Source organism: Virgibacillus alimentarius (genome assembly GCF_017874635.1).
In the GTDB taxonomy this organism is placed as follows: Bacteria; Bacillota; Bacilli; order Bacillales; family Amphibacillaceae; genus Virgibacillus_B; species Virgibacillus_B alimentarius.
In genome coordinates this window covers 26,631-39,940 of sequence record NZ_JAGIKX010000001.1, presented here as the reverse complement: position 1 = coordinate 39,940, position 13,310 = coordinate 26,631, and the positions used below count along the sequence as shown (strand labels likewise).

The following is a 13,310-nucleotide window of genomic DNA, read 5'->3' as shown; positions in this document are numbered from 1 at the left end:
ATTCTAAATCCCCTTATTATTTATTGCTTCTTTAGCAACTTCCCGATCATCAAAATCGTACTTTGTTTGCCCAATTTGCTGATAAGTTTCATGGCCTTTGCCGGCAATTAAAATGATATCATCTTTTTTTGCAAGCTGTACTGCATGACAAATCGCTTCTTTTCTATTTTCGATTACTTCAAAGTGTGTTTTTGATAATCCATTCGTCATATCATCTAATATTCGATGCGGTTCTTCTGTTCGCGGATTATCAGAAGTAAAGATTGCAAGATCCGCATATTTTAATGCAATATCTGCCATTAAAGGACGTTTTGTGCGATCACGATCCCCGCCGCATCCAACAACTACATACACTTTTCTCTTTGCAAACTCTTGGATTGTCTGTAATACATTCTCTAGAGAGTCCGGTGTATGTGCATAATCGACAATTGTAGCAAATGGCTGTCCAGCTATTACTTGCTGAAAACGTCCATTTACACCAGTAATCGATTCAAGTGCCTTTTTTATCACGTTTAATGGTACATTTGAAGCAATCGCAGCACTACTAGCAGCAAGCATATTATACACATTAAACATTCCAATGAGCTTACTATGTATTTCAATAATGCCCACCGGTGATGATAATGTAAAGTTTGTATGTGTAACGTCCAGCTGTATGTTTGTCGCTTTGACCTGCGCCTTATCACTTAGACCATAGGTCAATATATGTTGCGCTGTGCTTTGTTTTAATAATGAGCTATGTGGATCATCCTCATTAAGAATAGCAAATTTCTTCCGCCCATCCGCGTAAGCACTTCCCAGTTGCGCAAACAAAAGACTTTTAGCACGTAAATAATCATTCATATCTTTATGGTAATCCAGATGATCCTGAGATAAATTAGTAAATATTGCTATATCAAAATCACAGCCATATACGCGCCCTAAATCTAAAGCGTGTGAGGATACTTCCATTATTCCTGTTTCAACTTGCTCATCTGCCATTTGTCTAAAAGTCCGCTGCAGAAAAAGCGCATCTGGTGTTGTATTGTTTACAGGAAATGACTCATCGCCAATCTTCATATGAATGGTTCCAATCACACCTGTTTTCTTTTTATATTTTGAAAAGATTGCTTCGAGTAAATAGGTTACTGTTGTTTTACCATTTGTTCCTGTGACGCCTATAAGAGGGAATTGATTAGTCGGATACGCAAAGAATTTCGTTGCAATAAGCGCTAGTGCTCTTGATGTATCAGGTACAACAATGGTAGGTACATTCGTTTGTATTTCTTTTTCAGCTATAATTGCACTAGCTCCACGCTCGATTGCTTGATTTACAAAATCATGTCCGTCAACCGTAAACCCTTTAATACAAATAAACAAATCACTTGCTTTAACACGACGTGAGTCCATTTCAATTGAATTTATATCGATTTCTTCTAACTTTTTTGTTGATTGATAGAATGGTAGTATGGAAATAATTTCTGTTAATTTCATATAAACACCCTGCCTTGGTTAATTTCCCACATATTTATTCTCTTAAAACACACTTTTTAAGAGGGTGCAGCCACCCTCTTTTTATTTTATTTACATTTTATTAATTAACATCTTATTTATTATAGCAAATTTTAATCAGAATCACGATCCTTTTTATTAGATAAATAGATTCTAATTTTTGCCCCTTCTTCAACTTTGGAACCGGCTTTTGGTTCTTGATCAATAATATGATCTCCTGATCCTTCTACTTCAATCGATAAGTTAGTCATATATTCCGTTACGTCTTTTTTCTTTAAACCTATTAAATCTGGTACTTCAACCTTTGGCTGTTCAGGCCAATCTACTTCTTTTTCCAATCCATCTTCTCTTGGTTCCACTCCCATTGCTCTAAGGCTGTCACCAATAATTGTTCCGACGATTGGAGCAGCTACGACACCACCGAACTGCAAGGTATCCTTAGGATTATCGATCGCTACATAAACAACAATTTCTGGATCATCGGCAGGAGCAAATCCGATAAAGGACACAATATAATTGTCTTGCATATACTGTCCATCTGGTCCCACTTTTTGAGCTGTTCCAGTTTTACCACCAACGCGATAACCATCTACATATGCAGGTTTACCCGTTCCTTTTGCTACTACACTTTCTAAGGCATATCTGAGCTCTTTGGAGGTAGATTCTGAAATGACTTTATCTTTTATTTCATTTTCAAAATTATCAACGGTTTTCCCTGTTCTCGAATCAATCCATTCCTTTGCAATATGCGGTTCATATAAATTCCCGCCATTAACAGCTGCAGCGACTGCCATAACTTGTTGAATTGGGGTTACTGAAACACCTTGACCAAAGGATGTAGTAGCTAACTCAACAGGGCCTATATCTTCGGGATCAAATAATATTCCATTTCCCTCTCCTTGCAAATCAATTCCTGTTTTTTTTCCAAATCCAAAATCTTTAATATACGTAAATAACTTTTCCTTTCCTAGCTTCATTCCTAAATTGACAAATCCCGGGTTACAAGAATTTTGCACAACTTCAAGATATGATTGGTGTCCGTGACCTCCCTCTTTCCAGCAATGCAGGTGGGTTCCATCGATTGATATCGACCCATCATCATCAAACTCATCTTCTTCTAAATCAACTGTTTCTTCCTCTAAAGCGGATGCAAGTGTAATTATTTTAAATGTTGATCCTGGCTCATATGTGCTCCATATTGGTAAATTACGATCAAAAATCGAAGAATCAACATCTTGATAGTTTTCTGGGTTGAAGTTTGGTCTTGTTGTCATACCTAACACACCGCCCGTTTTTGGGTTTACGGCAATTGCGGAAGCACCATCGGGGTTATATTTGGCTACTGCTAGGTCAAGTTCACGCTCCATTATTGTTTGCACCTTAGAATTAATGGTCGTCTTTAAATCCAAACCATCTTTCGGTGCATTGTATATATCTGCGATGCTTTCCAGTTTTTTCCCCTTTGCATCCGAATAATAGGATAAACTTCCCTTTTCACCTTTCAATTTGTCATCGTAATAAAGTTCAAGTCCCATTAATCCTTGATTATCAATACCTGTAAAACCTAATACATGGGATAGATAATCACCGTATGGATAATGCCGTTTGGAATCCTTAGCAAGATAAACCCCATCCATATTGAGCGTTCGAACAGCCTTTTCCTGTTTTTCAGAAAGCTTTCTTCCTTCCGGATGAATATTCACACTCGATTCATTTTTCGTCACATATTCATATGCTTTCTTTTCGGGCATGTCCAATATATTTGCAAGGTTTTCTGCGACTTTCTGCGGATTTTGAATTTGTCTAGGTACAACGGTTATAGAAGGTGCAGAGACATTTTCAGCTAATATATCCCCATTGGAATCTAAAATTTTGCCACGATCCGCTTCAAATACGATATCTCTGCTCCATGACTCATTTGCTTTATCCATTAATTTATCACCGATAATAAATTGAACATATCCCAATCGGAAATCAATAATCATAAAGAGAAGTAAACCAAAAAGAAAAACAGTAACTATTCGTTTTCTAACTGTGACAGTGGATACACGTTTCATTTTCCATCCCCTTTTCTTCATAGGTAGGCTTGTATCCACTATATGAATTAGAAAGACATAATAGAACACTGTTCATCTGTAAAATACACACTATATATGATATTTCATAAGCAATATATTGATGTATTATTCTTCGGTTTCGTCCGTTTCATTTTGTTCATTATTTTCATCTGAATTGTTCTTTTTGCTTTTTTTCTTATCTTTTTTGGCTGGAGGCTTTAGTTCAATACCTAAATAATCCTTTTTCTTCAATGGTTTGTCTTTTTTAATACTCTGTTTGACAACATAACCACTACCCATTACCTCGAGTTTTAAATCTGCTAAATCCGCCAGTTGTAAAACATCTCTCTGTGACCATCCAATGATTTTTGGCATTGTTGGTTTATCCGTTAACAAAAGAACTCTATCATTTTGAAGCAACTGATCTCCTTTTGCTGCGCTAGCATCAATCACTTTTTTACCTGTTCCTATTATCGTTGGTTTTAACCCTTTTTTCTTTAACAATTTTTTCGCTTCATTAGCATTTTCTCCAATTAATTCCGGAACTTTAATACGATCTACAGGTTCATTAGAATCTTTGTCAGGATTTACATCTAAATAATGTAAACTATTTTCCATCACATTTTTAAAGATAAAAGAGACTGGTGTTGAGCCAGGGGCATAACCGTCATCTGTCTCTAAGTCAGGCTGTGTTACAGATACATACATCATCAATCTAGGATCATCTTTAGGTGCCATTCCTAAAAATGAAAAAGTGTTATTTCCAACACCTGTAAGATATCCAGGTTTATCAGGGTCTGGAATTTGTGCCGTACCTGTTTTTCCTGCTACCGTATAATCATCCAGATGATACATTTTTCCTGTTCCGTTTTCAGAACTGACTACAGATTCAAGTAAGTCCATCACCTGATCGGAGGTTTCTTTGGATATTGGTTGTCCAACAACATTTGGTGATTTTTCTTTGAGAACTTTCTCTGTATCTGGATCTACAATTTTTTTAATTACATAGGGTTGAAGCATTTTTCCATCATTTGCAATTGCTGTAGCAGCTTTTAATTGTTGAATTGGAGTTACCGTACTCCCTTGCCCAAAAGCAGTTGTTATTTTTTCCAGTGGCCAATTATATAACAATTGCCCGCTTACTTCATTTGGTAAATCGATATTCGTTTCTTCATCAAAATCAAAGCCCCTTAGATATTCTAGAAACGTTTCGGGACCAACCTTTTCCCAGGCAAGTTTCGCTGCTGCAACATTTGATGAGCGTGCGAATCCTTCATCATATGTGATTTTCCCCCATCCATTACCGCCATTATGATCAGCAATCGGAGTTATTCTATCGTTTACTTTGTATTTACCGGATTTAAACGTTTCCTCTCCGTTGTAAACACCTTCCTCAATTGCGGCAGCCCATGTAAACATTTTTACAGTCGAGCCTGGTTCAAATGGGTTTGAAATAACGTCATTATACCAGTTCTTAACATTCGAAGGATTGTTTGGATTATAGCTTGGGCGATTACCCATTGCTATAATTTCTCCTGTTTTAGGGTTCATGACAACTGCTGTAATTCGTTTCGGTTTGTATTCTTTACGAACTTGTGACATGACATCTTCCAATAAGGTTTGGATTTTTTGATCAATTGTTAAATAAATGTCATCTCCATTTTCAGGCTTCTGGATGACTTCATTCGGATCTAGCAATTTTTTATTATATTTATCACGCTGATAAGATATATGTCCATCTTTCCCACCTAAAACATCATTCATTTCTTTTTCTATACCTGCAAGCCCTGTAATTTTCCCATCTTTTTTTTGAGCAAATCCCAGAATATGAGAGGCGAATAGTCCATTTGGATAATATCGAATTGCTTCTTTCTTAAATTTGATTCCAGGTATTTCTAGTTCCCCTATTTCATCTTTTGTTTGTTGTGATAATTCTTTACCAGCTTCACCGAATTCTACTTGAAATTTTCCCTCTTCGATTCCGTCCTCAAGCCGCCCGTAAATTTCTTCTTCGTCCATATCCAAGAATGGTGCTAATGACGATGCTGTTTTTTCCGGATCTTTCACATGCTTAAGTTCATCGGAATCACCAGTATAAGCCTCATCTAGAATAGCATAAATGCGGAATGTTGGCCGATCATAAGCTAGGGTCATATTATTACTATCAAAGATTTTTCCTCTTTCAGCATGTAAAGTATAAGACGAAGTTCTTTTTTCCTTAGCCCATTCTTCCAAGGATACATTGTCGATTACACCCACTGCTTGTATATAGATAAATCTCCCCATTATGACCAAGAAGGTTCCAACAAAAATCAACGTCAAAATTCCTGTCATGAAGTGGGTTGTTTTGTTTTTCCTCATGCTACAAGGCCCCTTGATCTAGTTGTTATATGCACTTGCTTTTTTTACATTAGCATCTTGGATTTTTAAGCCATTTTCCTTCGCTATTTTCGTGATTCTTTCCGGTCTACTTAATTCTTTCATTTCATATAATAGGCCTTCATTTGTAACCTGTTGGCTTTGAACTTTGTTTTCCAAATTTTGCAACTCTCTATTCAGTTTATCAGTGGAAGCCGAATAAGAAACCGTATAAATACCAGCACAAATTAAACATGCTCCAACTACAGAATATAAAACTTTTTCACCTTTCGTAATCCAACTTTTTTTACGTACTTTTACTGTAACCTGTTTTTCCTTTGGTGATTGCGTTGTATACGTCTGCTGCCAATTTCTAGCATGATTTGCGTTCATTATTTTTTTCACCCTTCCACATTAGTAAATTTTTCATCCCATGTATGTACTTTTTCAACAATACGCAATTTAGCAGATCGCGATCTGCGATTTTGTTTTAATTCTTCGTCACTAGGACTGATTGGTTTTCTAGTGATTCGTTTAAAAGGAGCTTCATTTTCCTGAGGAATAATAGGTAAATTTTTTGGGGTTTCTTTTGGTGTACTCCATTTTTTAAATGCTTGCTTGCATATTCGGTCTTCGAGCGAATGAAAAGTAATAACGGTAATACGGCCATTAATATCAATCACCCTTGCTGCTTGGTGAAGCGCATCATTAAATACTGCTAGTTCATCATTTACAGCAATTCTTATTGCCTGAAAAATCCGTTTTGCTGGATGGCCTCCTTTACGCCGGGCTGGCGCAGGAATTGCATCTTTTATAATATCCACTAATTCATGTGTAGTTTCTATTTTCTTAGCGTTTCGGTAAGACTCTATTTTCCTAGCAATCTGTTTAGAAAATTTTTCTTCTCCATATTTAAAAAATATAGAAACCAATTGCTGATAGGTCCATGTATTAACGATTTTATATGCACTTAAATTTTGCGATTGGTTCATTCGCATATCAAGCAATGCATCATGTTGATAGCTAAAGCCCCTTTCACCTTTATCAAGTTGCGGGGATGAAACACCAAGATCAAACAATATTCCATCTACACGCTTGATCCCTTTGTCATTTAATTCCTGCTCTAAACTGCGGAAATTTTTATTAATAAATTGTACTCGGTCATCATATTTTCTTAATTTTTGTTTGGCTGCCTCTAATGCATTGATATCTTGATCAAATGCTACAAGCAATCCACTTTGGTCTAATTTAGATGCAATTTGTTCTGCATGTCCCCCACCACCAACCGTACAATCTACATACGTACCGTCAGGTTTGATAGCTAGACCATCAATTGTTTCATTTTTTAGTACACTATAATGTTCAAACATTCATACACCCACTTTTTATCAAATATCGAAATCTAGCAAGTTTTCAGCAATTTCCCCAAACGAATCTTCAGAGTCATTAAAGTACTCTTCCCAACTATCGTTTGCCCAGAATTCAACCCGGTTAGAAACACCAATAACTGCACACTCCTTTTCCAAATCCGCATATTTTCTTAACGGCTGCGGAATATTTATTCTTCCCTGTTTATCAACTTCACATTCAACTGCACCAGAAAAGAAAAAACGAGTGAATGCTCTTGCGTCTTTTTTAGTAAGTGGGAGTTTTTTTAATTTTTCTTCTAAAAGTTTCCATTCCTCCATTGGATAAGCGAACAGACACTTGTCCAGTCCACGGGTAACAACAAAGTTTTCTCCAAGTTCACTGCGAAACTTGGCTGGGACTATTATTCTTCCCTTTGTGTCAATGTTGTGTTGGAATTCACCCATAAACATATAGTTCGCCCCACTTTCTTGTATTCATGTTACCACATCTCTCCACATTTCACCACTGTATTTTTAATCAAATATAAAATGCCAAAAAATAACAGGATTATTAACTTGTGTAAGGGAGTATAGTAATTAAAAAAAGCGACTGTGGGCCATTGCCACAATCGCTTTTTTTATTATTAAATAAATTTAGCTTTCGAAAAGATCATTTTTAGGTTTTGGTGGGGAAAAGTGGGTGCTATTATATATGAATAATGAAATGCTCTTTTTCAAATGAGCATGCTTCACCTGTTAATTGTTTAATAAAATACACTCCATACTTATTCCATAAAGGTAATAAATTCCATATCCGCTCTTGCAATCCTCCGGAAGGGTGTAGCGTATTGTGTAAACGATCAAATTCTGCTAATTCCTGCGCATATTTAGCCTCTAATACGTTGACCATCCGTTTTTTTAAATAATCCACATTTGCTTGTAAATAATATAAATTTTTAGCTGCTAGTTCTCCTAGATCTGATTGCATTTCTTGTGCAACATTTCTTAATGGTAGATGTACTTTTTCAATCTCCAATTTAATTTCGTCTGCCATTTGCTCTATTGGAGGACTTTGCTTAGCCTCTAACCAATTTTGCTTTAAATCATCTATTCCGCTTTCAATGACGCGGGTATCGGAGATTTCATATTTGGCTAATAGTTTACTTACACTTTTATCTATAAAAGTAAATGATAGACGAGGTAACACTGGCGGCATTTTTAAGTTAACAGCTCGAAATGCAGGTTTTAATACCGACCAATAACTGATTTCCCCGTTTCCACCAATAAATGCTAAAGTAGGAAATAATAGCTCCTGCATTATCGGACGTGTAACAACATTATTGCTTAGTAGATCGGGGGTGTTTTTTGCAACGTTAAGTAATTCTTCTGTTGTTAATTCAACTTCATCCTGTTTCCCTCTCCAAGCCCCATTTTCATTTCGAGTAAGCAATACCCGCTCCTGATTTTGATGGTAGAAAAGATGTGCGTCATGAGGTCCTAGATCTAGCGGAAGCGAGTATCCTTCTTGTTTTAGTTGTTGGTAAGCTGTATATACGCCAGAAGTTATTTCAGATTGTTTATGAATTAGCTCTACAAAGTGCTCCGTTTCTAAATGACGTACTTTTGGGTGCCCAGAGTCAATTAATACCAATCCTTCTTGATTAAATATCTGATAAATAACCCGTGCAAAAAAGTCAACATAGGTTTTCGACAGGTACAAACAGTCCTTCACTGCAGTATATAGGTCTTTCGTATACGCTGTTTCTTGAAGCTGCACAAATAATTGATTGATCCATTTGGTTGCCTCTTCTTTATCCAGATCAATAGTCGAGATGGAGCGCTTTTCTTTCGTACGCTGTCGCAATTTATGTTTTTTCATTTCTGTTTTATCTGGTAAATAGACATGGTTAATCTCATCAAAGTCATGATCTTCACCTGCTATCCAAAATACTGGAATAACAGGGATGTTTAAATGTTCTTCCTGCTGTTTAGCGAACTGGATAATTGAAATGATTTTATTTATTGTATAAAGTGGCCCTGTTAATAATCCTGCTTGTTGACCCCCAATCACAACAACACTTTCCTCATTGTTTAATCTTTCTATATTATGATGTGTCGTATCAGGAGCATCCCATTGCTGGTTTATCGTATGTAATACATTTATTAAATGCTCCCGGTTAAATGAACGGCTTTTTAAATCTTTGACCCTCTGTTCATAGTTTTGAAATGGAGGATAATCAAAATGATTCCTAATAGTTCCTGTATTATTGCGATAATCATGTATTAATTTGCTTTGGTTTAACTGCATAGGGTCAATCCGCATAGAACACATACTCCTTTAATTTATAATATCCATTTTGTATTGTACATAAAAGAATATAATATTTCATGTAATCTGTTTGATGGATAAGTTCATCTGAAGACTATTTTTTGGCAGTTTAATCAAAAAACATCCCCTGTGAAACTCCTATAAAAAATAAACAAATATACATCATTAAAAAGAATAAAAAGCTCATTCGCCAAACGAGTTTAATTGCTTTAGAAAAATTCACCTCATTTTTTACCTTCCACTGATTAATTACGATTATTGTAAACAAAAGTAAAAAACAAAGAAGGACGATCCCCACTACTTGCTGATTAAAAATGATACGTATTAATATTAGGTCGGCAATAATATATAAAAGACATGACCAATGAACTGCAAAATGTAGCGCTTTTAACTTGTGGAAAGAAAATTTCAAAGCGCCCCAATACATGATGAGCGTTACAATCATTGGGAAAGTGATCATTCCAGCAATAAAATATACGATAACATCAACGAGTATCATTGATCAATCTCCTTTTCGCGTTCAAGTGCACGAATACCGTCATATACAAACGTACTATATGGTAGATGGGATGTATGGTCACATTGATTGATAATATAACCTGTAATTGCTTCAATCTCTGTTTTTTGTTTCCCTTTGATATCCTTTAACATAGAGGAAGTATTTTTCCTAGTATTTTCTGCTATTGATTGCACACGATTCCATTGTTTTAGAAAATCCATTTTTAAAACCATAGCTGCTTCCATGCATAACACTTTAGCAATTTGATTGATAAACGGATTATCTATAATTGCTCCATTTCTGACATGCAATAAAGCGGTAAGCGGATTAATCACTGCATTGACAATTAACTTTTCATGTAATAGCCGTCTCCAATCCGCTTCCTTCTGTACTGGAAAACAACATTGATCGAATTGTTCTACTAGTGTTTCTAAGTGTACGTTTCCCTTTTGAAAGACAGCCAATCTTATTAATCCTTTCCCTGTATGCTGAACATAATTATCTGTTTTCCGTAACGCACCATGTTCAACGACACCGACGAAAATGGGGTTATCCATATCAAGAAGTTCGATATGTCCCATTCCATTTTGTAGGAAAATGAAAGGAGTATCTGTCTTTTGCATTTTTATTTTTGTTAAAATAGTAGAAATCTGGGATTGTTTTACACAAATGATCAAACAATCTTCCTGTTGTAATTCGTCTAACAGTAAAGCTTTAACTGGACGTGGTTTAGAACTTTCTGCTGTAAATAAACCGTCATCATTGATTTTTTGTTTTTGCTCTTTACGTCTGCAATAAATAGTGACCTCATGTTCCTTATATAGATAGCCGCTGACTAATAACCCGATGGAACCACCGCCAACTATACCTACTTTCATTTATCACTCACTCCCCCTTTTTGCTCTTCATCTTGTTCAGAGCATTTATCCATTGAATAATCGCTTTCCGTCATTTCATTCTAGTACTGTTTATATTATAATAAAAGAAGCATATCATAATTTATTAGGAACATCGAAGGGGGCATTTTTATGGAAAATATTAAAGTTGAAAATCTTCTCATAAACTATAAGACGTTAGAAGCATTTAAACGCTTTAAGGCGTACGGAAATCAGGAGCTCTCCATGTTAGAAGACTTAGAAAGTAATATTGTTGAAAACAATAGTAAATCGCCTTTTTATGGAATTTACTATGGTGACAATCTTGTTGCCAGGATGAGTCTTTACCAAATTAAGAAAAAATATGATTTTTATTTTGATCCACCGCAAGATTATATGGCCTTATGGAAGCTGGAGGTTCTGCCTGATTACAGGGAAAAAGGCTATGGGACAGCATTAGTTGATTATGCAAAAAGTTATCAATTGCCAATCAAAACAAATCCCCGAATCAATTCCCATGGATTTTGGGAAACACTTGGATTTCAAAAGGCACATTATGAAATGGAAAGAGATTTGGGAGAAAATCCACTTATCTGGCTTCCGAAGGGAGTTCAAGAAAAAGAAGTAGCGAAAGAGCAATAATCGATTTTTTTTAACTCTAAAAGCCATGAATGATTTATGCTTGCATTCATGGCTTTTAACTTACACATGATTATTCTTTTTTACCCAATTCCACAAATTCCCCATTTCCGTCCACGCATCATCATATCGTGTCAGCTGCTCTTTTAGTTGTGCATTTTCGCTTTTTAAATGCTCAAGAAGTTTTTCTTGTTCTATTTGATGCTTATTGGTCGTATCTATATAATCATTTTTCATTTTTTCTAATAATAAAATTGCTGTATCTATTGAACTTCTATCTTGATTTGTGTTAAAACCTTCATTTTGCAACTGATTTGAACCATCTCTTCTTTCTTTTTTCGCAAGCGTAATTGCATCCTGGTATTGCTTGCGTATTGTGGCATTCCAACGGAATCCGCATGCTGCGGATGTGCGGGATAGTTGTTTTGCTACTTCTTTAAACGCTTCCAATTGCGTTTTCCCCTCACTAATATAACGGAGTACCGTTTCAGCTAGAAGCAGATCTTCATCATTTGACCATGCATCTTGACGCGTTACATTCATAACACCCCTCCTAATGTATTTGCTATCAATATATGCAAATACTAGGAGAGGTAGAATCGCAGTTTAAAATTTTATAAGGAGTCACAGTCTCTTTGTTTTATCAATCACCTTAAGGTAGTTGGAATGATCGGAAATGTTTTAGTAGATACAATTTTTTCTGAGGATTTATGTTGGTAGTCTGTTAATAGAAGATCGAAAGGGAGTAAATGAAAGGGATGCTTCTTTTTAGGAAGGTATTATCAATAAAAAAAGCAGATCACCTCTTCTACAGTGATCCGCGTTTTATCAATTATCTATTTACTACTTCTTTCCCATCATAATGTCCACAAGCTTTACATACATGGTGTGGCTTTGTTAGTTCTCCACAATTTGAACACTCAACCATGCCAGGTACGTGTAATTTTTTATGCGTACGACGTTGATTTTTTACTTTTTTAGAAGTTCTTCTCTTTGGTACTGCCATGACTTACACCTCCTTTATTTAATCTTTTCCTATTTCTCTTTCTTGTTATCTTCAAAAAAAGACTGCAACTTTTTAAGACGTGGATCGATTGACTCTTTTTTAGTTTTCTCTGTAGCCAACTCCCAGCCTTCCCCTTTTAAAGGGGTGTTTTTGTGAGCCTCTTTATCATCAGAAAATACACGAAAAGGAATCTCCAATAAAATATTTTCCTTTATATATGGGGTTAAGTCAAGTACTTCCCCTTCTACAAAATGTATCTCATTTTCCTCTTCTTCTTCGCCATAATAAGGAGAGATGGAAAATACTTCGTCAGCCTTGATCTCAAAAGGATATGGCACGTCCACTAATGTACGGGCACAAGGTAGTATCATTTCCCCACTTATCGTCATGGAAAAAATGATCTCATCTCCTTCAAGTATACAGTTTCCACATACACGAACGCTTTTTAATTTTCGTATATCATTATCCATTGTTTCCAATTCTGAAACATCAACCTTTTCATCAAAGGCAAAAGGTTGTTGCGCAGCATTTTTTTTAATTTCACCAATTGTAAATTTCATTATGATCACCTCTGGGCAACAAGAGTTATTTTAAAAGGAAAATGGTTTTTTGTCAACATATTTTCTTTACAGATTATAAAATTATGCTATTCATACCGCCTACTACTAAGATTCCCATTGGGTATACAAATAATCCGTTTAACCTAA

At 35.7% G+C, this 13,310-nt stretch carries 13 protein-coding genes; 1 reads left to right on the top strand and 12 read right to left on the bottom strand.

The window, feature by feature from the left end:
- Nucleotides 1–3 precede the first annotated feature (3 nt).
- The 9 genes from J2Z81_RS00210 to J2Z81_RS00170 all read right to left on the bottom strand — a co-directional run bounded on the left by J2Z81_RS00210 (nucleotide 4) and on the right by J2Z81_RS00170 (nucleotide 10,961).
- Complete coding sequence (locus J2Z81_RS00210) at nucleotides 4–1,473, bottom strand: UDP-N-acetylmuramoyl-L-alanyl-D-glutamate--2,6-diaminopimelate ligase (RefSeq protein WP_029270661.1); 1,470 nt, start codon at nucleotides 1,471–1,473, stop codon at nucleotides 4–6.
- 131 nt (nucleotides 1,474–1,604) lie between these two features.
- The gene (locus J2Z81_RS00205) at nucleotides 1,605–3,548 is read right to left on the bottom strand and encodes a stage V sporulation protein D (RefSeq protein ID WP_029270663.1); all 1,944 of its coding nucleotides are present in this window, start codon (nucleotides 3,546–3,548) and stop codon (nucleotides 1,605–1,607) included.
- 126 nt (nucleotides 3,549–3,674) lie between these two features.
- Nucleotides 3,675–5,909 (bottom strand): penicillin-binding protein, encoded by a 2,235-nt coding sequence (locus tag J2Z81_RS00200; RefSeq protein WP_226370472.1) that lies wholly within the window; start codon nucleotides 5,907–5,909, stop codon nucleotides 3,675–3,677.
- Between the two features lie 18 nt (nucleotides 5,910–5,927).
- Nucleotides 5,928–6,299 (bottom strand): cell division protein FtsL, encoded by a 372-nt coding sequence (gene ftsL / locus J2Z81_RS00195; RefSeq protein WP_029267633.1) that lies wholly within the window; start codon nucleotides 6,297–6,299, stop codon nucleotides 5,928–5,930.
- Between the two features lie 8 nt (nucleotides 6,300–6,307).
- Nucleotides 6,308–7,276: a 16S rRNA (cytosine(1402)-N(4))-methyltransferase RsmH gene (rsmH, locus tag J2Z81_RS00190; RefSeq protein WP_226370471.1), complete on the bottom strand. Its 969-nt coding sequence runs from the start codon at nucleotides 7,274–7,276 to the stop codon at nucleotides 6,308–6,310.
- 18 nt (nucleotides 7,277–7,294) lie between these two features.
- Nucleotides 7,295–7,726 carry a division/cell wall cluster transcriptional repressor MraZ gene (gene mraZ, locus J2Z81_RS00185; RefSeq protein WP_029267636.1) on the bottom strand — a complete coding sequence of 144 codons (432 nt, stop codon included), beginning with the start codon at nucleotides 7,724–7,726 and terminating at the stop codon, nucleotides 7,295–7,297.
- A 235-nt stretch (nucleotides 7,727–7,961) separates the two neighbouring features.
- The gene (bshC, locus tag J2Z81_RS00180) at nucleotides 7,962–9,578 is read right to left on the bottom strand and encodes a bacillithiol biosynthesis cysteine-adding enzyme BshC (protein ID WP_226370470.1); all 1,617 of its coding nucleotides are present in this window, start codon (nucleotides 9,576–9,578) and stop codon (nucleotides 7,962–7,964) included.
- A gap of 115 nt (nucleotides 9,579–9,693) precedes the next feature.
- Entirely contained in the window at nucleotides 9,694–10,083 is a 390-nt protein-coding gene (locus tag J2Z81_RS00175; RefSeq protein WP_029267640.1) for a DUF3397 domain-containing protein, read from the bottom strand.
- On the bottom strand, nucleotides 10,080–10,961 hold the full coding sequence (locus J2Z81_RS00170) for a 2-dehydropantoate 2-reductase (protein WP_029267642.1): 882 nt from the start codon (nucleotides 10,959–10,961) through the stop codon (nucleotides 10,080–10,082). Before J2Z81_RS00170 ends, J2Z81_RS00175 begins: the two co-directional genes overlap by 4 nt.
- A gap of 150 nt (nucleotides 10,962–11,111) precedes the next feature.
- On the opposite strand from J2Z81_RS00170, the gene J2Z81_RS00165 reads away from it, so the two are divergent.
- A complete protein-coding gene (locus tag J2Z81_RS00165) occupies nucleotides 11,112–11,600 on the top strand; it encodes an N-acetyltransferase (RefSeq protein ID WP_029267644.1) in 489 nt (162 codons plus the stop codon).
- Nucleotides 11,601–11,660: 60 nt separating this feature from the next.
- On the opposite strand, the gene J2Z81_RS00160 is transcribed toward J2Z81_RS00165, so the two are convergent.
- From J2Z81_RS00160 to J2Z81_RS00150, 3 genes are all read right to left on the bottom strand, one after another.
- On the bottom strand, nucleotides 11,661–12,140 hold the full coding sequence (locus J2Z81_RS00160) for an RsfA family transcriptional regulator (protein ID WP_029267646.1): 480 nt from the start codon (nucleotides 12,138–12,140) through the stop codon (nucleotides 11,661–11,663).
- A gap of 289 nt (nucleotides 12,141–12,429) precedes the next feature.
- Nucleotides 12,430–12,603 (bottom strand): 50S ribosomal protein L32, encoded by a 174-nt coding sequence (rpmF, locus tag J2Z81_RS00155; protein WP_029267647.1) that lies wholly within the window; start codon nucleotides 12,601–12,603, stop codon nucleotides 12,430–12,432.
- Between the two features lie 29 nt (nucleotides 12,604–12,632).
- The gene (locus J2Z81_RS00150; protein ID WP_226370469.1) at nucleotides 12,633–13,163 is read right to left on the bottom strand and encodes a YceD family protein; all 531 of its coding nucleotides are present in this window, start codon (nucleotides 13,161–13,163) and stop codon (nucleotides 12,633–12,635) included.
- Nucleotides 13,164–13,310: the final 147 nt, after the last annotated feature.